This is a genomic window from Streptomyces sp. WAC07094 (genome assembly GCF_036320405.1).
Lineage (GTDB): Bacteria > Actinomycetota > Actinomycetes > Streptomycetales > Streptomycetaceae > Streptomyces > Streptomyces lannensis.
The window spans coordinates 2,811,571-2,832,584 of the sequence record NZ_JAVMJZ010000001.1 but is presented as its reverse complement, the minus strand read 5'-3'; the positions used below and the strand labels follow the sequence as shown (position 1 = coordinate 2,832,584).

The window sequence follows — 21,014 nt, the reverse complement described above, 5'->3', positions numbered from 1 at the left end:
GCCCAGACCTGTCATGAGCCGTTCCGCACATCCCGCCGGGCCCCGCCACGCCGACGTTCTGCCCGAGGGCCACTACTCCGCACCGCCCACCGATCTCAACGCCCTCGACCCCAAGGTGTGGGCGCAGACCGTCGGACGCACCACCGACGGCGTGGTCGAGGTCGGGGGGATCGACGTCAAGGCGCTCGCCGAACAGTTCGGGACCCCCGCCTACTTCATCGACGAGGCGGACTTCCGCGCCCGGGCCCGGGCCTGGCGCACCGCCTTCGGGCCCGACGCCGACGTCTTCTACGCGGGGAAGGCGTTCCTGTCCCGGGCCGTCGTGCGCTGGCTGTACGAGGAAGGGCTGAACCTCGACGTCTGCTCGGGCGGGGAGCTCGCCACGGCCCTGTCGGGCGGCATGCCCGCCGACCGCATCGCCTTCCACGGCAACAACAAGTCCACCGAGGAGATCACCAGGGCCGTCCAGGCCGGTGTCGGGCGGATCGTGCTCGACTCCTTCCAGGAGATCGTGCGGGTGGCGCACATCGCTTCGTCGCTCGGCAGGCGGCAGCGCGTCCAGATCCGGGTCACCGTGGGCGTCGAGGCGCACACCCACGAGTTCATCGCCACCGCGCACGAGGACCAGAAGTTCGGCGTCCCGCTCGCCGGCGGGCAGGCCGCGGAGGCCGTGCGCCGTGCCCTCCAGCTCGACGGGCTCGAGGTCATCGGCATCCACAGTCACATCGGGTCGCAGATCTTCGACATGTCGGGCTTCGAGGTCGCCGCCCATCGTGTGGTGGGGCTCCTGAAGGACATCCGGGACGAGCACGGCATCGAGCTGCCCGAGATCGACCTCGGCGGCGGGCTCGGGATCGCGTACACGAGCGACGACGATCCGCGTGAGCCGCACGAGATCGCCAAGGCGCTCACCGAGATCGTCTCCCGCGAGTGCGAGTCCGCGCGTCTGCGGACCCCCCGCATCTCCGTGGAGCCGGGGCGCGCCATCGTCGGGCCCACCGCGTTCACGCTGTACGAGGTCGGCACCATCAAGCCCCTCGACGGGCTGCGCACTTATGTCTCCGTCGACGGCGGCATGTCGGACAACATCCGCACCGCGCTGTACGACGCCGAGTACAGCGTCGCCCTCGTCTCCCGGACCTCCGACGCCGAGCCGATGCTGGTACGTGTGGTCGGCAAGCACTGCGAGAGCGGGGACATCGTGGTGCGGGACGCCTTCCTGCCCGCCGATCTCGCGCCCGGCGACCTCATCGCCGTGCCCGCCACCGGGGCGTACTGCCGGTCGATGGCCAGCAACTACAACCACGTGCTCCGCCCGCCCGTCGTCGCCGTGGGCGACGGCGAGGCCCGTGTGATCGTCCGCCGTGAGACGGAGGAGGACCTGCTGCGTCTCGACGTCGGGTGACCCCGGACACCCTCCCGGGGGCCGCAGCTCCGGCGGAAGAACTTCCGGTCGTCCGCCGCCGATAGATGAAATAGACGTCTCACGATTCGGACAAAGGGCGGAAAGCGCCGTCCGGTGAGTGAGACTGGGTCAACCGTAGACCGCATGAGGAAACGAGGTCGCATGATGCGTACGCGTCCGCTGAAGGTGGCGCTGCTGGGCTGTGGGGTTGTCGGCTCAGAGGTCGCGCGCATCATGACGACGCACGCCGACGATCTCGCCGCGAGGATCGGGGCTCCCGTGGAGCTGGCGGGGGTCGCCGTCCGCCGGCCGTCCAAAGTGCGCCAGGGCATTCCCGCCGAACTCGTCACCACCGATGCCACCGCCCTGGTCAAACGCGGGGACATCGACGTGGTGGTGGAGGTCATCGGGGGGATCGAGCCCGCCCGCACGCTGATCACCACCGCCTTCGAGCACGGCGCGTCGGTCGTCTCGGCCAACAAGGCGCTCGTCGCCCAGGACGGTGCCGCTCTGCACGCCGCGGCGGAGGAGCACGGACGCGACCTGTACTACGAGGCCGCCGTCGCCGGTGCCATCCCGCTGATCCGCCCGCTGCGCGAATCGCTCGCCGGTGACAAGGTCAACCGGGTGCTGGGGATCGTCAACGGGACGACGAACTTCATCCTCGACAAGATGGACTCGACGGGGGCCGGATACCAGGAGGCCCTCGACGAGGCCACCGCCCTCGGATACGCGGAGGCCGACCCGACCGCCGACGTCGAGGGGTTCGACGCGGCCGCCAAGGCCGCCATCCTCGCCGGGATCGCCTTCCACACGCGCGTGCGCCTCGACGACGTCTACCGCGAGGGAATGACGGAGGTCACGGCCGCGGACTTCGCCTCGGCGAAGAAGATGGGCTGCACCATCAAGCTGCTCGCCATCTGCGAGCGCGCCGCCGACGGGGCGTCGGTCACCGCGCGTGTGCACCCCGCGATGATTCCGCTGGCCCATCCGCTCGCATCGGTGCGCGGCGCCTACAACGCCGTGTTCGTCGAGTCGGACGCCGCGGGCCGGCTGATGTTCTACGGCCCCGGTGCCGGCGGTGCGCCGACCGCCTCCGCCGTACTCGGCGACCTCGTCGCCGTGTGCCGCAACCGGCTCAGCGGGGCCACCGGGCCCGGCGAGTCCGCCTACGCGGCTCTGCCCGTGTCCCCGATGGGCGATGTCGTCACGCGCTATCACATCAGCCTCGACGTCGCCGACAAACCGGGTGTCCTCGCTCAGGTCGCGACCGTTTTCGCCGAGCACGACGTCTCGATCGATACGGTTCGCCAGCAGAGCAGGAGCCAGGGCGGCGGCGACGCGGCCGCCGCCGAGCAGGGCGGATCCGGGCGACGGGAGGGCGGGGAGGCCTCGCTCGTCGTCGTCACCCACCGTGCGTCCGACGCGTCCCTGGCCGGGACCGTCGAGGCGCTGCGCAGCCTCGACACCGTGCGGGGTGTCGCCAGCATCATGCGGGTTGAAGGAGAGTAGTCAGCAATGACCCACCAGTGGCGCGGAATCATCGAGGAGTACCGGGACAGGCTGCCGGTGTCCGACAGCACGCCCGTCGTGACGCTCCGTGAAGGCGGCACCCCGCTCGTGCCCGCGCAGGTGCTCTCCGAGCGCACCGGCTGCGAGGTCCACCTCAAGGTGGAGGGTGCGAACCCCACCGGGTCCTTCAAGGACCGGGGTATGACGATGGCCATCAGCAAGGCCAAGGAGGAGGGCGCAAAGGCGGTGATCTGCGCCTCCACCGGGAACACCTCCGCCTCGGCCGCCGCCTACGCCGTGCGCGCCCGGATGGTGTCGGCCGTGCTCGTGCCCCGCGGCAAGATCGCGCTGGGCAAGATGGGGCAGGCCCTGGTGCACGGCGCGAAGATCCTCCAGGTGGACGGCAACTTCGACGACTGCCTCACCCTCGCCCGGGCGCTGTCCGACAACTATCCGGTCGCGCTGGTCAATTCCGTCAACCCGGTGCGTATCGAGGGCCAGAAGACGGCGGCCTTCGAGATCGTCGACATGCTCGGCGACGCACCGGACGTCCACGTCCTGCCGGTAGGCAACGCGGGCAACATCACGGCCTACTGGAAGGGCTACAAGGAGTACGCCGCGGACGGCGTCGCCCGGCGGACCCCCCGCATGTGGGGTTTCCAGGCCTCCGGCTCGGCCCCGATCGTGCGCGGCGAGGTCGTGAAGGACCCCTCGACCATCGCCACCGCGATCCGCATCGGCAACCCGGCGTCCTGGAAGTACGCCCTCGCGGCGAGGGACGAATCGGGCGGGTTCATCGATGAGGTGACGGACCGTGAGATTCTGCGCGCCTACCGTCTGTTGGCCGCGCAGGAGGGCGTCTTCGTGGAGCCCGCCTCCGCCGCGTCCGTCGCCGGTCTGCTGAAGGCCGCCGAGCGGGGTGAGGTCGACCCCGGCCAGCGGATCGTGTGCACCGTCACCGGAAACGGCCTCAAGGACCCCGACTGGGCCGTCGCGGGCGCCCCGCAGCCGGTGACGGTCCCGGTCGACGCGGCGGCGGCGGCCGAACGACTCGGGCTTGCGTAAAGCGGGTGCCGCCGGGGGACAACCCTGATGGCATCCGGCAGAGGGGGCACAGGGGGCTTACGACACGCATCGTGCGCCTCCCGTGCGCCCTATGTCGCCACAGAACCTTCCTTCGATAGGCTGTACCGAACCCGCCCGCCGCATATGCCGCGGTACCGCGTCGTCCCTGCGGCCCGGCCCCCGGGTTTCCCGTACGCCTCGAAAGTCACTCGACCATCACGCAGCTCAAGGAGAGTCATCGAGCGATGGCCGGTCCAGCGTTCCGCGCCGCCGCCGTCCGGGTGCGCGTCCCCGCCACCAGCGCCAACCTCGGCCCGGGCTTCGACGCCCTTGGCCTGGCCCTGGGGCTGTACGACGACGTCGTCGTCCGAGTGGCCGACACCGGGCTGCACATCGACATCGCGGGCGAGGGCAGCGAGACGCTTCCGCGCGACGAGGGCCATCTCCTCGTACGGTCCTTGCGCGCCGCCTTCGACGCCCTGGGCGGGCAGCCGCGTGGCCTGGAGATCGTCTGCGCCAACCGCATTCCGCACGGTCGTGGCCTCGGCTCCTCCTCCGCCGCCATCTGCGCCGGCATCGTCGCCGCCCGCGCCGTGACCATAGGCGCGGACAGCCGGCTCGACGACGTCGCACTGCTGGAGCTCGCCACCGAGATCGAGGGCCATCCCGACAACGTCGCGGCCTGTCTCCTCGGCGGATTCACGCTTTCCTGGATGGAGCGCGGCTCCGCCCGTGCGATCCGCATGGACCCCGTCGATTCCGTCGTTCCGGTGGTTTTCGTGCCCGGAAAGCCGGTGTTGACCCAGACGGCGCGCGGACTGCTCCCGCGCACCGTGCCGCACGTCGACGCAGCGGCGAACGCGGGCCGCGCCGCACTGCTCGTCGAGGCGCTGACCAGGCGTCCCGAGCTGCTGCTGCCCGCCACGGAGGACCGTCTCCATCAGGAGTACCGCGCCCCGGCGATGCCGGAGAGCGCGGCGCTGGTGGAACGGCTGCGGGCGGACGGGATCCCCGCGGTGATCTCCGGCGCGGGACCCACCGTCCTCGCGCTGGCCGACGGCGCGAGCGCCGACAAGGTGGCCGATCTGGCGGGCGAGGGCTGGGCCGCCAACCGGCTGGAGCTGGACAGCCAGGGAGCGAGCGTGCTGCCGCTTGCGTCCTGACACACGGTTGCCGGATTTCGAGAGGGGGAATGTTTGTTGGATCCGGTAGTGTTAACCTCAAGTCTGCACCCCACCCCGCCATGGCAAGGTGCTTCGTGTCCCCGTCCGGGACAACCATTCTTCCGGGAGCCTCCCAAGCCGCACTGTGTTTCGTACCGCGTACGTGAGCAGTACGTCGTACGCGGACACTGAGCGGGTTGCCGAGCACGCTCCGGAATCGGCGTCACCGAGCCGAGTGACACAAATCCGAGTGCCACGCCTTCGGGAAGCGCCAATCATCAGATATGTCTTCCGCCGTTTTGGCGGACCACCGCCCCGGCACGGTCCACACAGACGGGATCGAAGCCGGACAGCACAACCGGTCGCCGAGCCAGACAGGCCGACGTCCGCTCCAGGGAAGGACCCTTCGTGAGCGACACCACCGATCTGATGGGCGCACGTGTCGACGAGACCGCTGCCGCGCCCGCCACGGACGCCTCTGCGCCTGCCACCGGTGCCGGCTCCCGGCGGCGCCGCGGTACCGGCCTCGAGGGCATGGTGCTGGCCGAGCTGCAGCAGGTCGCATCCGGCCTCGGCATCAGGGGCACGGCGCGCATGCGCAAGAGCCAGCTGATCGAGGTCATCAAGGAGGCGCAGGCCGGAGGTGCCCCGGCCAAGGCCGAGGCGGCCACCGAGGCCAAGCCCAAGCGCCGGGCCACCTCCAGGACCCGCACCGGCGACGAGGCCGCGGCCGAGGCGCAGGCGGAGAAGGCCTCCGAGCAGTCCGCCGCGCAGCAGATCGAGATTCCCGGCCAGGGAGCCGGTGACGAGGCCCAGGGCGAGCGCCGTCGGCGTCGCGCCACCGCCGAGGCGGGCAGCCCCGAGACGGTCGCCGCCGAGGCGAAGAGCGAGTCGAAGGCCGAGACGTCCGCGCAGGCGCAGGGCGACGGCAGGGCCGACGGCGGCGATGGCGAGGGCCGCCGCCGTGACCGCCGCGAGCGCGGGCGTGACCGCGACCGTGACCGCCGCGGCAAGGGCGACGACCAGCAGCAGGGCCAGGGCGGCCAGCAGCGTCAGCAGCAGAGCCAGCAGCAGGGCGGCGGCCGCCAGGACCGGACGCAGCAGCAGGACGACGACGACTTCGAGGGCGGCCGCCGTGGCCGTCGTGGCCGCTACCGCGACCGCCGTGGCCGTCGCGGCCGCGACGACGTCGCCGCCGAGCCGCAGTTGGCCGAGGACGACGTCCTGATCCCCGTCGCGGGCATCCTGGACATCCTCGACAACTACGCCTTCATCCGTACCTCGGGCTATCTGCCGGGTCCGAACGACGTGTACGTCTCCCTCGCCCAGGTCCGCAAGAACGGTCTGCGCAAGGGCGACCACATCACCGGCGCGGTCCGGCAGCCGAAGGAGGGCGAGCGGCGCGAGAAGTTCAACGCGCTCGTCCGGCTGGACTCCGTCAACGGCATGGCGCCCGAACACGGCCGTGGCCGCCCGGAGTTCAACAAGCTCACCCCGCTGTACCCGCAGGACCGGCTCCGCCTGGAGACCGACCCGGGCGTGCTGACCACCCGGATCATCGACCTGGTGTCGCCGATCGGCAAGGGCCAGCGCGGTCTGATCGTGGCCCCGCCGAAGACCGGCAAGACCATGATCATGCAGGCGATCGCCAACGCGATCACCCACAACAACCCCGAGTGCCACCTGATGGTCGTCCTTGTCGACGAGCGTCCGGAAGAGGTCACCGACATGCAGCGGTCGGTCAAGGGCGAGGTCATCTCCTCGACCTTCGACCGTCCGGCCGAGGACCACACCACGGTCGCCGAGCTGGCCATCGAGCGGGCCAAGCGGCTGGTGGAGCTGGGCCACGACGTCGTCGTGCTGCTCGACTCGATCACCCGTCTGGGCCGTGCGTACAACCTGGCGGCTCCGGCGTCCGGCCGCATCCTGTCCGGTGGTGTCGACTCCACGGCCCTCTACCCGCCGAAGCGCTTCTTCGGTGCGGCCCGGAACATCGAGGACGGCGGTTCGCTGACCATCCTCGCCACCGCCCTGGTGGACACCGGGTCCCGCATGGACGAGGTGATCTTCGAGGAGTTCAAGGGCACCGGCAACATGGAGCTCAAGCTCGACCGGAAGCTCGCCGACAAGCGCATCTTCCCGGCGGTGGACGTCGACGCGTCCGGCACCCGCAAGGAGGAGATCCTGCTCGGCAACGAGGAGCTCGCCATCGTGTGGAAGCTGCGCCGGGTGCTGCACGCGCTCGACCAGCAGCAGGCGATCGAGCTGCTCCTCGACAAGATGAAGCAGACGAAGTCGAACATCGAGTTCCTGATGCAGATCCAGAAGACGACGCCCACGCCGAACGGCGACTGAGCCCGTCCGAAGGCCTGAGGGCCGCCCTCGTCGCACGGCGACGGGGGCGGCCCTCTGCGTTGTCCGGACCCGGGTGCCTCCATGTGCTCTCGAACGAGACGTTCGCCACAAGAATCAGTGTCGGTACCGTTTTCCGGCACTACGCCCTCATCGGGTGAAACCCCAGGTGAGCACCGTTCGACACCATGATCGGGTAACGGTCTGTGATCGTGCGTCCACGATATGGCCACGGTGCGTCGTGCAACCCTGGCTCCGGTTCCTCCGTCTGACCGGACGGAGCGACCGTCGGAGTGACGGGGATCCCGCAGGGTCCCCCCGGCTCGACGCAGCCGAACGCTCCGGGGAGGTTCGCCACTGACCAGGCGTGACCCTGAATACAAGGGGTACCCGACCGGGACGAGAACTGAGGAGCACATGCCTGCCGAGAGCACGCCGGACGCCGGCATAGCCGACGAGACCGTGACGCCCGGGCCGCGACGCCGGGCCAAGGGCCGCCGCCGCAAGCCCCGGGGCAAGGGACGCCGGGCTCTCGTCGTCATGGCCTGGACCGCCGCGGGCATCGTCGTCCTCGGCGGCACCGGTGTCGGCTACCTGTACTTCAAGCTCAACGGCAACATCAAGAGCGTCGACATCAACCAGGCACTCGGCACCGACCGGCCCGCGAAGGTCGACAACGGCTCCGAGAACATCCTGGTCCTGGGCTCGGACACCCGTTCCGGCAGCAACAGGACGCTGGGCGGGGGGACCGACGACGGCAGCGCCCGCTCCGACACGGCGATGATCGTGCACGTCTACAAGGGCCACAAGAAGGCCAGCGTGGTCTCCATCCCGCGCGACACCCTCGTGGACCGACCGGAGTGCACCGACAGCAAGGGGAACGCGCAGCCCGCGGCCCGGAGCGTCATGTTCAACTCGGCGTACTCCACCGGAGGCGCCACGTGCGCCGTGAAGACCGTCGAGTCGATCACCGGTATCCGCATGGACCACTACGTCGAGGTGGACTTCGCCGGATTCCAGAAGCTGATAGACGACCTCGGCGGCGTCCAGGTGACCACCACCAAGGCCATCGACGACCGGGAGAGCCACCTCGCGCTCCCGGCCGGCACGCACACCCTCGACGGCCGGCAGGCGCTCGGCCTGGTCCGCACCCGGCACGGGGTGGGCGACGGCTCCGACCTAGGCCGCATCCAGCTCCAGCAGGCCTTCGTCAAGGCGCTGGTCGACCAGGTCAAGCAGATCGGCATCCTGTCCAGCCCGACGAAGCTGGTGGACCTGGCCGACACCGCGACCAAGGCGGTCACCACCGACTCCGACCTGGCCTCGGTCAAGTCCCTGGCGTCCTTCGCCAACGGGCTGAAGGGCATCAGCTCCTCCCACATGAACATGGTGACGATGCCGGTCCAGTACGACCCGGCGAACCCCAACCGGGTCCTGACCGACAAGTCCAAGGCCCGCCTGATCTGGAGCGCCCTGGAGAACGACAAGCCGATCCCGGCAAAGGCGACACAGGGCACGGCGACGGGCGAGGCCAAGGGCGTCGTGGCGTCGTCCTGAGCCGGGCGGCCACACCGCGGACCCCTCCGGCACGGGCGGCGGCAGCGGCGTGCCGGGGCCGCACGGAGGCTCTCCGGGCCCCGGTCACGGCCGGGGAATAGATCACTTGTGCCCCCGGTTTTGGGGGATGCGGCCAGTCCTGGCAGACTGGTACGTCGGCTCCGGTTCACGCTCCCGCATCCCGCGTCTGCGACCCGGCGCCCTCCCGAAACCTAGGAGACACCTTGAAGCGCGACATCCACCCCGAGTACGTCGAGACGCAGGTCAGCTGCACCTGTGGCGCGTCGTTCACCACCCGCAGCACGATCGGGTCCGGCACCATCCGGGCCGAGGTCTGCTCCGAGTGCCACCCGTTCTACACGGGCAAGCAGAAGATCCTCGACACCGGTGGCCGTGTGGCCCGCTTCGAGGCCCGCTTCGGCAAGGCTGCCGCTGCCAAGAAGTAGCGAGCCCACAGCGCCGGTCTCCGGTGTTCCCGTCTTCACGTGTGGAAGCGGGGGCCCGGGACCGGCGCTTTGCGGTGCAGCCACAGTTCGTCGTACGTACGTCCCCATGCCCGGCCCGGCGGGGGACAATCCAGGGAGTCGGAGATGTTCGAGGCGGTCGAGGAGCTGGTCGGTGAACACGCCGACCTGGAGAAGAAGCTGGCCGATCCGTCGGTCCACGCCGACCAGGCCAACGCACGCACGCTCAACAAGCGTTATGCCGAGCTGAGTCCCATCGTCGCCACGTACCGCTCCTGGAAGCAGACCGGTGACGACATCGAGACCGCCCGCGAACTGGCCGCCGACGACCCGGACTTCGCGGCCGAGGTCAAGGACCTGGAGAGGCAGCGCGAGGAGCTGACCGAGAAACTGCGCCTCCTGCTCGTCCCGCGCGACCCCAACGACGACAAGGACGTCATCCTCGAGGTCAAGGCGGGTGCGGGCGGCGACGAGTCCGCCCTGTTCGCCGGGGACCTGCTGCGTATGTACCTGCGCTACGCCGAGCGCGTCGGCTGGAAGACCGAGATCATCGACTCCACCGAGTCCGAACTCGGCGGCTACAAGGACGTCCAGGTCGCCGTGAAGGCCCGCGGCACCCAGGAGCCCGGCCAGGGCGTGTGGGCCCGTCTGAAGTACGAGGGCGGGGTGCACCGTGTGCAGCGCGTGCCCGCGACGGAGTCCCAGGGCCGTATCCACACCTCCGCGGCCGGTGTGCTGGTCACGCCGGAGGCGGAGGAGGTCGACGTCGAGATCAACCCGAACGACCTTCGGATCGACGTCTACCGCTCCTCGGGCCCCGGTGGCCAGTCCGTCAACACGACCGACTCCGCCGTGCGCATCACGCACCTGCCGACCGGCGTCGTCGCCTCCTGCCAGAACGAGAAGAGCCAGCTGCAGAACAAGCAGCAGGCGATGCGTATCCTGCGCTCCAGGCTGCTCGCCATGGCGCAGGAGGAGGCGGAGAAGGAGGCCGCCGACGCCCGCCGCAGCCAGGTCCGCACCGTCGACCGCTCCGAGAAGATCCGTACGTACAACTTCCCGGAGAACCGCATCTCCGACCACCGCGTCGGCTTCAAGGCCTACAACCTCGACCAGGTCCTGGACGGCGACCTCGACGCGGTGATCCAGGCCTGCGTCGACGCGGACTCGGCCGCCAAGCTCGCAGCCGCGTAAGGCACGTACACAACCGGAGGACCAGCGTGAACCTGCTGCTCGCGGAGGTGGCCCAGGCCACCCAGCGGCTGGCCGACGCCGGCGTGCCCTCGCCGCGCAACGACGCGGAGGAGCTCGCCGCCTTCGTGCACGGCGTCAAGCGGGGCGCGCTGCACTCCGTGAAGGACTCGGACTTCGACGCCCGGTACTGGGAGGTCATCGCCCGCCGAGAGGCCCGCGAACCGCTCCAGCACATCACGGGACGCGCCTACTTCCGGTACCTGGAACTCCAGGTCGGGCCCGGGGTGTTCGTACCCCGCCCGGAGACCGAGTCGGTGGTCGGCTGGGCCATAGACGCCGTACGGGCGATGGACGTGGTCGAGCCGCTGATCGTGGACCTGTGCACGGGTTCGGGTGCCATCGCACTCGCCCTGGCCCAGGAGGTGCCGCGCTCCCGTGTGCACGCCGTGGAGCTGTCCGACGAGGCGCTCCAGTGGACCCGCAAGAACATGGAGGGCTCCAGGGTCGACCTGCGCCAGGGCGACGCCCTGGACGCCTTCCGCGACCTCGACGGCCAGGTCGACCTCGTGATCTCCAACCCGCCGTACATCCCGCTCACCGAATGGGAGTACGTCGCGCCGGAGGCCCGGGACTACGATCCCGAGCTCGCCCTGTTCTCAGGCGAGGACGGCCTCGAGCTCATCCGCGGCCTGGAGCGCACGGCGCACCGGCTGCTGCGCCCCGGCGGCGTCGTCGTCATCGAGCACGCCGACACCCAGGGCGGCCAGGTGCCGTGGATCTTCACCGAGGAGCGGGGCTGGGCCGACGCGGCCGATCACCCCGACCTCAACAACCGCCCCCGCTTCGCGACCGCCCGCAGGGCGCTGCCGTGAGCACCCCGAAGACTCTCTTTCCGCAGCAGTACGTGTACGAGGAGGCCAGCTGAAGATGGCACGGCGATACGACACCAACGACGCGACCGACCGCACGACCGGTCTGCGCGAAGCCGCGTCCGCCGTCCGCCGTGGCGAACTCGTGGTGCTGCCGACCGACACCGTGTACGGCATCGGCGCCGACGCGTTCTCCTCGGAGGCCGTGGCCGACCTGCTCCAGGCCAAGGGCCGGGGCCGCAATATGCCCACGCCCGTCCTCATCGGCTCCCCGAACACCCTGCACGGCCTCGTCACGGACTTCTCCGAGATGGCCTGGGAACTGGTCGACGCGTTCTGGCCGGGCGCCCTCACGCTCGTCGCGCGCCATCAGCCGTCGTTGCAGTGGGACCTCGGGGACACCCGTGGGACCGTTGCCGTGCGCATGCCGCTGCACCCGGTCGCCATCGAACTGCTGACCGAAGTCGGCCCGATGGCCGTCTCCTCCGCCAACCTGACCGGCCACCCGGCGCCGGAGAACTGCGACGACGCCCAGGAGATGCTCGGCGACTCCGTCTCCGTCTACCTGGACGGCGGTCCCACCCCCGGGAACATCCCCTCCTCGATCGTCGACGTCACCGGCAAGGTGCCCGTCCTGCTGCGGGCCGGTGCCCTGTCGGCGGACGAGCTGCGAAAGGTCGTACCCGACCTCGAGGTGGCGAATTGACAGCCCCTGACGCGGGGCGTGGCATAGGCAACGGGGACGAGACGGGGACCTTCGGGCTTCCCCGCGACACTTTCCGCATCCTCCACGTCAGCACCGGCAACGTGTGCCGCTCGCCGATCACCGAGCGGCTGACCCGGCATTTCCTCGCGGACCGGCTCGGCGACCCCCTGTGGGGCGGGCTGATCGTGGAGAGTGCCGGCACCTGGGGTCACGAGGGCGCGCCCATGGAGGCGAACGCGGCGGCGGTCCTCGCCGACTTCGGCGCGGACGCCTCCGGCTTCGTCGGCCGGGAACTCCTGGACGAACACGTCATCCGGGCCGACCTGGTGCTGACCGCGACGCGCGACCACCGGGCCCAGGTGATCTCCATGGGCCACTCGGCGGGACTGCGCACCTTCACGCTGAAGGAGTTCACCCGCCTCGTGCGGGCGATAGACCCGGCCACGCTGCCCCCGCTGGAGGACGGCGTGGTCGCGCGCGCCCGTGCCCTGGTCCGGGCCGCGGCGGCCCTGCGCGGCTGGCTGCTCGCCCCGACGGCGGGTGCGGACGAGGTCTACGACCCGTACGGGGCCCCGCTCACCTTCTTCCGGTCGGTCGGGGACGAGATCCACCAGGCGCTGGAACCGGTCGTGACGGCGCTGACGGGAGTGCCCACCCGGGCCTGACCGGGTGACGCAGGCAGGCTCCGAACGAGGGCGTTGCACCTGCACGGCGGTAGCCACCCGGCGCCCCGGAGAACCCGGGCCTACATTGGACGTACGTTTCCGATGCCCGGAGCCCCGGAGCCCACCATGGCGGTCACGCACACCCTCGAGGCCGACGTCCTGCGTCGGCAGGACCCCGAACTCGCCGACATCATCCTCGGAGAGCTCACCCGTCAGTCGACGACGCTGCAGCTCATCGCCGCCGAGAACTTCACCTCGCCGGCCGTGCTCGCCGCCCTCGGCTCTCCGCTCGCCAACAAGTACGCCGAGGGCTATCCCGGCGCCCGCTACCACGGGGGCTGCGAGATCGTCGACGTCGCCGAGCGGATCGCGGTGGACCGGGCGAAGGCGCTCTTCGGGGCCGAGCACGCCAATGTGCAGTCGCACTCGGGATCGTCGGCGGTGCTGGCCGCGTACGCCGCGCTGCTCAGACCCGGTGACACCGTGCTCGCCCTGGGGCTGCCGCACGGCGGGCATCTCACGCACGGGTCGCCCGCCAACTTCTCCGGCCGCTGGTTCGACTTCGTCGGCTACGGGGTCGAGGCGGACTCGGGGCTCATCGACCACGAGCAGGTGCGCTCCCTGGCCCGTACGCACCGGCCCAAGGCCATCGTGTGCGGGTCCATCGCCTATCCGCGCCACATCGACTACGCCTTCTTCCGGCAGGTCGCCGACGAGGTGGGCGCGTATCTCATCGCGGACGCCGCCCATCCGATCGGGCTGGTCGCCGGGGGAGCGGCGCCCAATCCGGTGCCGTACGCCGATGTCGTCTGCGCCACCACGCACAAGGTGCTGCGCGGTCCACGCGGCGGCATGATCCTGTGCGGGAGCGAATTGGCGGAGCGCGTGGACCGGGCGGTCTTCCCGTTCACCCAGGGCGGCGCGCAGATGCACAGCATCGCGGCGAAGGCGGTCGCCTTCGGGGAGGCCTCGACGGAGGGCTTCGCCGCATACGCCCGCCAGGTGGTGGCCAACGCCCGGCGGCTCGCCTCGGACCTGGGCGCCGCGGGGCTGGCGATCACCACCGGGGGCACCGACACCCATCTGCTGACCGTGGACCCGGCCCCGCTCGGGGTGGACGGCCGCACCGCTCGGGGGCGGCTCACGGCGGCCGGCATGATCCTGGACACGTGTGCGCTGCCTCACGGCGACGCACGCGGACTGCGCCTCGGCACCGCCGCGCTGACCACGCAGGGCATGGGCGAGGCCGAGATGTCGTACATCGCCGCGCTCTTCGTGTCCGTGCTGCGTGACGAGGTGGACGGGAGGAAGGCACGTGAAGAAGTGCGGGAGCTGGCCGACGGATTTCCGCCGTATCCCGGCTGGTAGGGGGTAGGCGCAGCGGAGTGCACAGTCGAACGTGCAACCATCGTCGCTACCCGATTGTCCTCAACCATATGCACGCGAAGCTAGGGTGTGGTGCTGAGGACGTTCAGCGAGACCTGTGGGGAAGCCAGTGCGTGAATACCTGCTGACGCTCTGCATCACGGCCGCGGTGACGTATCTGCTGACTGGGCCGGTACGCAAATTCGCGATCGTGGCCGGAGCCATGCCGGAGATCCGGGCCCGTGACGTGCATCGGGAACCGACCCCCCGGCTCGGCGGTATCGCCATGTTCTTCGGCCTGTGCGCGGGCCTGCTGGTCGCCGACCACCTGGAGAACCTCAACGAGGTCTTCGCCAAGTCGAACGAGCCACGGGCACTGCTGTCGGGGGCCGCGCTGATCTGGCTGATCGGCGTGCTGGACGACAAGTTCGAGATCGACGCCCTGATCAAGCTCGGCGCCCAGATGATCGCCGCGGGCGTGATGGTCATGCAGGGTCTGACGATCCTGTGGCTGCCCGTGCCCGGCGTCGGCACGGTCTCGCTCACCCCGTGGCAGGGCACTCTGCTGACCGTGGCGCTGGTCGTCATCACGATCAACGCGGTGAACTTCGTCGACGGCCTCGACGGCCTCGCCGCGGGCGTGGTGTGCATCGCGTCCGCCGCGTTCTTCATGTACGCGTACCGGATCTGGTACGGCTACGGCCTGGAGGCCGCGGCCCCGGCGACCCTGTTCGCGGCGATCCTGATGGGCATGTGCCTGGGCTTCCTGCCGCACAACATGCACCCGGCGCGGATCTTCATGGGCGACTCGGGCTCGATGCTGATCGGACTCGTGCTCGCCGCGGGCGCCATCTCGATCACCGGGCAGGTGGACCCGGACGCGATGAACCTCTTCTCCGGTTCCGAGCGCGAGACGGTCCACCAGACCGTCCCGGTGTACATCCCGCTGCTGCTGCCGCTGACGATCATCGCCATCCCGGCCGCCGACCTCGTGCTCGCGATCGTGCGCCGTACCTGGCGCGGCCAGTCGCCGTTCGCCGCCGACCGCGGCCATCTGCACCACCGGCTCCTGGAGATCGGCCACTCGCACAGCCGGGCCGTGCTGATCATGTACTTCTGGTCGGCGCTGATCGCCTTCGGCGCCCTGGCGTACTCCGTGAACTCGGCGTCCCTGTGGATCGTGCTCGGCATCGTCGCACTGAGCGCGGTCGGCCTCGTGCTGCTCCTGCTGCCGAGGTTCACACCGCGTGCCCCGCGCTGGGCCGAGAGCTTCGTCCCGCCGCGCTACCGTCGCCGCCGCGACGGCGAACCCGAGGAAGCGGAGGCACCCGCCGCGTGCGAGGCGGAGGAGGAGCCGGAGCCGGACCACGAGCACCTCGCCCCGATCACCGCGGGTGTCAATGGGGCCACGGCCGTCAGCACCCGGATCCGGCCGACCCGACACAAGGCCGAGTCGTCGCGTTGACCTACAAGGTAAGAATCTGACTAACGCATTGCCGACCCGTGAGGGTGCAAAGGGCTTCAATACCAGACAAGTCGCCCCGCCGCCTGCGCAGACGCGCAGGTTCACCCTCATGTGTGACGGCGGGCACACCGTCTAGGTAAAGACCGCATCAAATAGTTTGTGATACGGTTCACGAGAACCCCGGGACAGAGCCGATGGGCCCAGCGAGAGGGACCCTCGGTGTGAGGACCCCATTCGGCCCGGGACTACGCTCGTCCATGACGACACCCTGCCCCCCTGTGAAAGCGGAGTTGCCGCCATGCCGTCCAATGACGCCCGGAACCTACTGCAGACCGCTGTGCCCACAGCGGCCGTCGGCGTGCTCGCCGTGGCCGCCGGCGGTGTGGTCGCGGGTGGCAAGGGGGCGCTGGGCGCGGCTGTCGGTGTGGTGCTGGCCATCGTCTTCATGGGGATCGGCCTGTACGTCCTGCAGTGGACCGCAAAAACGCTCCCGCATCTGTTCCAGGCCATGGGCCTGATGCTCTATGTCGCACAGCTGCTGCTGCTTCTGATCTTCGTGGGCCTCTTCAAGGACACGTCCCTCTTCAACGCGAAGGCGTTCGCCCTCTCGCTCGTCGTCGCGACCGTCGTGTGGATGGCCGCGCAGGCTCGTGCGCACATGAAGGCCAAGCTGTTCTACGTCGACCCGGACTCCCAGGAGCGCGAGAAGTCCCAGAAGGCGGGCTCCGCGACGTGAGGGGTAGGGCCGGGATAAAGACGTGTGAGAGATCCTGCTATCGTCCGGTGCCAACTGCGGCATCGCGGGCGCGGGCACTTGAGCTGACGCCTGCTCAATCGCGAGGCTCGAGGGCCCCAAGCCGCCCCCACATCCGTAACACCAGTCCGGTGCCGATCCGCGGCTGCGCGCCGCGCCGACACAACGAGGTTGCCGTACCCATGCGTCACGCCGAAGGAGCCCGCGGTGAGTGCTGACCAGACCCAGCTCGCCTTTGACTGGAGTTGTCGGGTCCTGTCCGACAACGGGTGCGGTTTCCCGGCCCCGGGCCTGCAGTCCTTCATGTTCAAGCCGCTCGCCACGGTGGGGGGCTTCGAGTTCAACAAGGTGATGCTGCTCGCCCTCCTTGCCACCCTCGTCATCGTCGCCTTCTTCTGGGCCGCCTTCGGCAAGGCCAAGGTCGTCCCGGGCAAGGTGCAGATGATCGGCGAGGCCGGCTACGACTTCGTGCGCCGCGGCATCGTGTACGAGACGCTGGGCAAGCGCGAGGGCGAGAAGTACGTCCCGCTCATGGTCTCGCTGTTCTTCTTCATCTGGATCATGAACGTCTGGTCCGTGATTCCGCTGGCCCAGTTCCCGGTGTCGTCGGTCATCGCCTATCCGGCAGTGCTCGCCGCGATCGTCTACCTGACGTGGGTGGTGCTGACCTTCAAGAAGCACGGCTTCGTCGGCTTCTTCAAGAACGTCACCGGCTACGACAAGTCGCTCGGCGCGGTGCTGCCGCTCGTGATGGTCATCGAGTTCTTCTCGAACCTGCTGGTCCGCCCGTTCACGCACGCGGTGCGACTCTTCGCCAACATGTTCGCCGGTCACCTGATGCTGGTCATGTTCACCGTGGCCTCCTGGTACCTGCTGAACAGCTGGCTGGTCGTGGGCGCCGGCGTCTCCTTCGTGATGACGATGGCCATGATCTGCTTCGAGCTCTTCGTCCAGGCCGTCCAGGCGTACGTCTTCGTGCTCCTCGCCTGCTCCTACGTTCAGGGCGCTCTCTCCGAGCACCACTGATCCGTACCACCTCCGCCCACCCCGAGACGTCCGGTGGCCAACCCCCACCGGTCCATGAAAGAGAAGGAAGAACCGGCATGTCCGCTCTTGAGACCCTCGCCGCCACCGCTGGTGTCCACGGCTCCGTCGGCTCGATCGGCTACGGCCTCGCTGCGATCGGCCCCGGCATCGGCGTCGGCATCATCTTCGGTAACGGCACGCAGGCCCTGGCCCGCCAGCCCGAGGCCGCCGGTCTGATCCGTGCCAACCAGATCCTGGGCTTCGCCTTCTGTGAGGCGCTCGCCCTCATCGGCATCGTTATGCCGTTCGTGTTCGGTAAGTAATCAGCTCTTACCCGACACGAATCGACGAAAGGCACTGATGTGATCGCCAACCTGGTACAGCTGGCGGCCGAGGAGACGGAGCAGAACCCGCTCGTCCCCCCGGGCCCGGAGCTGCTCGTCGGCACCATCGCCTTCGCCATCGTGTTCTTCTTCTTCTGGAAGAAGCTGCTTCCGAACATCAACAAGGTTCTGGAGGAGCGTCGCGCGGCGATCGAAGGCGGTATCGAAGAGGCCGACGCCATGAAGGTCGAGGCCCAGAGCGTCCTTGAGCAGTACAAGGCCCAGCTCGCCGAGGCCCGGCACGAGGCCGCGCGTCTGCGCCAGGAGGCGCAGGAGCAGGGTGCCACCCTCATCGCCGAGATGCGGGCGGAAGGCCAGCGGCAGCGCGAGGAGATCGTCGCCGCCGGTCACACGCAGATCGAGGCCGACCGCAAGGCCGCCGCTCAGGCGCTGCGACAGGACGTCGGCACGCTGGCCACCGAGCTGGCCGGCAAGCTCGTCGGTGAGTCCCTCGAGGACCACGCCCGGCAGAGCCGCGTCATCGACCGCTTCCTCGACGAGCTCGAGGAGAAGGCCGAGGCCGCGCGATGAACGGAGCGAGCCGCGAGGCCCTGGCTGCCGCACGCGAGCGTCTCGACGCGCTGACGGACTCGACGTCCGTGGACGCGGCGCAGCTCGCCGACGAGCTGGCCGCCGTCACCGCGCTGCTCGACCGCGAGGCGTCGCTGCGTCGGGTCCTCACCGACCCGGCGCAGTCCGGCGAGGCCAAGGCCGAACTGGTGCAGCGCCTGCTCGGCGCACAGGTCAGCGGGCCGACCGCGGACCTGGTGTCCGGCATGGTGCGTACCCGTTGGTCGCAGCCGCGTGACCTGGTGGACGCGCTCGAGGAGCTGGCGAACCTCGCCGACCTCACCGCCGCCGAGAAGGCGGACGCGCTCGACGACGTGGAGGACGAGCTGTTCCGGTTCAGCCGGATCGTCTCCTCGGACACCGGGCTGCGTGCCGCGCTGACCGACCGGGCCGCGAGTGCCTCCGCCAAGAGCGAGCTGCTGCGGCGGCTGATCGGTGGTCGCGCCAACGTGACGACCGAGCGTCTGGTGACGCGCCTTGTGACCGCGCCGCGGGGACGTAGCCTGGAAGCGGGACTCGAGTCCCTGTCCAAGCTCGCGGCCGCGCGCCGTGACCGCATGGTCGCCGTCGTCACCTCGGCGGCGCCGCTGAGCGACACCCAGAAGCAGCGCCTCGGTGCGGCACTGGCCAAGCTCTACGGCCGCCAGATGCACCTCAACCTGGACGTGGACCCCGAGGTCCTCGGCGGGATCCGGGTGCAGGTCGGCGACGAGGTCATCAACGGTTCCATCGAGGACCGGCTCGAGGACGCCCGCCGCCGCATGGCGAGCTAGCAGCAACTCCATACGCAGTACAACGGCCCGAGTTGGGCCGTGCAGAGGATTCCTGGGGGTCGCCCCCAGACCCCCACAGAAACTTCGGGCCCAACAAGGAGAGCAGGGAACCCAGATGGCGGAGCTCACGATCCGGCCGGAGGAGATCCGGGACGCGCTGGAGAACTTTGTCCAGTCGTACAAGCCGGACGCGGCCTCGCGCGAGGAGGTCGGTACGGTCACCCTTGCCGGCGACGGCATCGCGAAGGTCGAGGGTCTGCCCTCGGCCATGGCCAACGAACTGCTGAAGTTCGAGGACGGCACCCTCGGCCTCGCCCTCAACCTCGAGGAGCGCGAGATCGGTGCCATCGTCCTCGGTGAGTTCAGCGGCATCGAGGAGGGCCAGCCGGTGCAGCGCACCGGCGAGGTGCTCTCGGTCGCGGTGGGCGAGGGATACCTCGGCCGCGTCGTCGACCCGCTCGGCAACCCCATCGACGGTCTCGGCGAGATCGAGACCGAGGGCCGCCGCGCCCTCGAGCTGCAGGCCCCCACGGTCATGCAGCGCAAGTCGGTGCACGAGCCGATGGAGACCGGCTACAAGGCCGTCGACGCCATGACCCCGATCGGCCGCGGCCAGCGCCAGCTGATCATCGGTGACCGGCAGACCGGCAAGACCGCCCTGGCCGTCGACACGATCATCAACCAGCGTGACAACTGGCGTTCCGGCGACCCGAAGAAGCAGGTCCGCTGCATCTACGTCGCCATCGGCCAGAAGGGCTCGACCATCGCGTCGGTCCGCCGCGCGCTGGAGGAGAACGGCGCGCTGGAGTACACGACCATCGTCGCCGCCCCGGCGTCCGACCCGGCCGGCTTCAAGTACCTGGCGCCGTACACCGGATCGGCCATCGGCCAGCACTGGATGTACGCGGGCAAGCACGTCCTCATCATCTTCGACGACCTCTCGAAGCAGGCCGACGCCTACCGCGCCGTGTCCCTGCTGCTGCGGCGCCCGCCGGGCCGTGAGGCCTACCCGGGTGACGTCTTCTACCTGCACTCCCGTCTGCTGGAGCGCTGCGCGAAGCTCTCCGACGACATGGGCGCCGGTTCGATGACCGGTCTGCCGATCGTCGAGACCAAGGCCAACGACGTCTCGGCGTTCATCCCGACCAACGTCATCTCCATCACCGACGGCCAGTGCTTCCTGGAGTCCGACCTGTTCAACGCCGGCCAGCGTCCGGCCCTGAACGTCGGTATCTCGGTCTCCCGCGTCGGTGGTTCCGCCCAGCACAAGGCCATGCGCCAGGTGTCCGGCCGTCTGCGCGTGGACCTCGCCCAGTTCCGTGAGCTGGAGGCGTTCGCCGCCTTCGGTTCCGACCTGGACGCCGCGTCGAAGTCGCAGCTGGAGCGCGGTCAGCGCATGGTCGAGCTGCTGAAGCAGAACCAGTACGAGCCGATGGCCACCGAGGACCAGGTCGTTTCCGTCTGGGCCGGCACCAACGGCCGTATGGACGACGTTCCGGTCAACGACATCCGTCGCTTCGAGCGTGAGCTCCTGGACTTCCTGCACCGCAAGCACCAGGGCCTCATGACCTCCATCAAGGAGGGCGCCAAGATGTCGGACGACACGATCCAGGCGATCGACGACGCCGTCGCGGAGTTCAAGAGGCAGTTCGAGACCTCGGACGGCAAGCTGCTCGGCGAGGACACCCCGGCCGCAGCCGCCAAGTGACGTAAGGAAGGGACCTGA

The 21,014-nt window shown here is 69.6% G+C and carries 19 protein-coding genes; all 19 read left to right on the top strand.

Annotated features, from left to right (window positions below):
- Window positions 1-13 precede the first annotated feature (13 nt).
- The gene (gene lysA, locus RCR19_RS12335; RefSeq protein WP_331265178.1) at window positions 14-1,405 is read left to right on the top strand and encodes a diaminopimelate decarboxylase; all 1,392 of its coding nucleotides are present in this window, start codon (window positions 14-16) and stop codon (window positions 1,403-1,405) included.
- Between the two features lie 165 nt (window positions 1,406-1,570).
- Window positions 1,571-2,917 carry a homoserine dehydrogenase gene (locus tag RCR19_RS12330; protein ID WP_331269418.1) on the top strand — a complete coding sequence of 449 codons (1,347 nt, stop codon included), beginning with the start codon at window positions 1,571-1,573 and terminating at the stop codon, window positions 2,915-2,917.
- A gap of 6 nt (window positions 2,918-2,923) precedes the next feature.
- A complete protein-coding gene (thrC, locus tag RCR19_RS12325) occupies window positions 2,924-3,982 on the top strand; it encodes a threonine synthase (protein WP_331265177.1) in 1,059 nt (352 codons plus the stop codon).
- 245 nt (window positions 3,983-4,227) lie between these two features.
- On the top strand, window positions 4,228-5,145 hold the full coding sequence (gene thrB, locus RCR19_RS12320) for a homoserine kinase (protein WP_331265176.1): 918 nt from the start codon (window positions 4,228-4,230) through the stop codon (window positions 5,143-5,145).
- 408 nt (window positions 5,146-5,553) lie between these two features.
- Window positions 5,554-7,500 carry a transcription termination factor Rho gene (gene rho / locus RCR19_RS12315; RefSeq protein ID WP_331265175.1) on the top strand — a complete coding sequence of 649 codons (1,947 nt, stop codon included), beginning with the start codon at window positions 5,554-5,556 and terminating at the stop codon, window positions 7,498-7,500.
- 414 nt (window positions 7,501-7,914) lie between these two features.
- The gene (locus RCR19_RS12310) at window positions 7,915-9,054 is read left to right on the top strand and encodes an LCP family protein (RefSeq protein ID WP_331265174.1); all 1,140 of its coding nucleotides are present in this window, start codon (window positions 7,915-7,917) and stop codon (window positions 9,052-9,054) included.
- A gap of 224 nt (window positions 9,055-9,278) precedes the next feature.
- A complete protein-coding gene (gene rpmE, locus RCR19_RS12305) occupies window positions 9,279-9,500 on the top strand; it encodes a 50S ribosomal protein L31 (RefSeq protein WP_059130001.1) in 222 nt (73 codons plus the stop codon).
- Window positions 9,501-9,644: 144 nt separating this feature from the next.
- Window positions 9,645-10,712 carry a peptide chain release factor 1 gene (gene prfA / locus RCR19_RS12300; RefSeq protein WP_220292381.1) on the top strand — a complete coding sequence of 356 codons (1,068 nt, stop codon included), beginning with the start codon at window positions 9,645-9,647 and terminating at the stop codon, window positions 10,710-10,712.
- A gap of 26 nt (window positions 10,713-10,738) precedes the next feature.
- Window positions 10,739-11,584, top strand: a complete 846-nt coding sequence (gene prmC / locus RCR19_RS12295) for a peptide chain release factor N(5)-glutamine methyltransferase (protein WP_331265173.1) — start codon at window positions 10,739-10,741, stop codon at window positions 11,582-11,584.
- Window positions 11,585-11,639: 55 nt separating this feature from the next.
- Window positions 11,640-12,287: an L-threonylcarbamoyladenylate synthase gene (locus tag RCR19_RS12290; RefSeq protein WP_059130004.1), complete on the top strand. Its 648-nt coding sequence runs from the start codon at window positions 11,640-11,642 to the stop codon at window positions 12,285-12,287.
- The gene (locus RCR19_RS12285; protein WP_059130005.1) at window positions 12,284-12,952 is read left to right on the top strand and encodes a protein-tyrosine-phosphatase; all 669 of its coding nucleotides are present in this window, start codon (window positions 12,284-12,286) and stop codon (window positions 12,950-12,952) included. The genes RCR19_RS12290 and RCR19_RS12285 overlap by 4 nt, the downstream gene beginning before the upstream one ends.
- Before the next feature lie 126 nt (window positions 12,953-13,078).
- Window positions 13,079-14,320: a serine hydroxymethyltransferase gene (gene glyA / locus RCR19_RS12280; protein WP_331265172.1), complete on the top strand. Its 1,242-nt coding sequence runs from the start codon at window positions 13,079-13,081 to the stop codon at window positions 14,318-14,320.
- 127 nt (window positions 14,321-14,447) lie between these two features.
- Complete coding sequence (locus tag RCR19_RS12275) at window positions 14,448-15,782, top strand: MraY family glycosyltransferase (protein WP_331265171.1); 1,335 nt, start codon at window positions 14,448-14,450, stop codon at window positions 15,780-15,782.
- A gap of 298 nt (window positions 15,783-16,080) precedes the next feature.
- A complete protein-coding gene (locus tag RCR19_RS12270) occupies window positions 16,081-16,518 on the top strand; it encodes a hypothetical protein (RefSeq protein WP_331265170.1) in 438 nt (145 codons plus the stop codon).
- Window positions 16,519-16,791: 273 nt separating this feature from the next.
- Entirely contained in the window at window positions 16,792-17,562 is a 771-nt protein-coding gene (gene atpB / locus RCR19_RS12265) for a F0F1 ATP synthase subunit A (RefSeq protein WP_059130076.1), read from the top strand.
- 77 nt (window positions 17,563-17,639) lie between these two features.
- Complete coding sequence (atpE, locus tag RCR19_RS12260; RefSeq protein WP_059130009.1) at window positions 17,640-17,885, top strand: ATP synthase F0 subunit C; 246 nt, start codon at window positions 17,640-17,642, stop codon at window positions 17,883-17,885.
- Window positions 17,886-17,924: 39 nt separating this feature from the next.
- Window positions 17,925-18,476 carry a F0F1 ATP synthase subunit B gene (locus RCR19_RS12255; RefSeq protein WP_329509640.1) on the top strand — a complete coding sequence of 184 codons (552 nt, stop codon included), beginning with the start codon at window positions 17,925-17,927 and terminating at the stop codon, window positions 18,474-18,476.
- Entirely contained in the window at window positions 18,473-19,288 is an 816-nt protein-coding gene (locus RCR19_RS12250; RefSeq protein WP_331265169.1) for a F0F1 ATP synthase subunit delta, read from the top strand. The genes RCR19_RS12255 and RCR19_RS12250 overlap by 4 nt, the downstream gene beginning before the upstream one ends.
- Before the next feature lie 115 nt (window positions 19,289-19,403).
- On the top strand, window positions 19,404-20,996 hold the full coding sequence (gene atpA / locus RCR19_RS12245) for a F0F1 ATP synthase subunit alpha (protein WP_331265168.1): 1,593 nt from the start codon (window positions 19,404-19,406) through the stop codon (window positions 20,994-20,996).
- Window positions 20,997-21,014 lie beyond the last annotated feature (18 nt).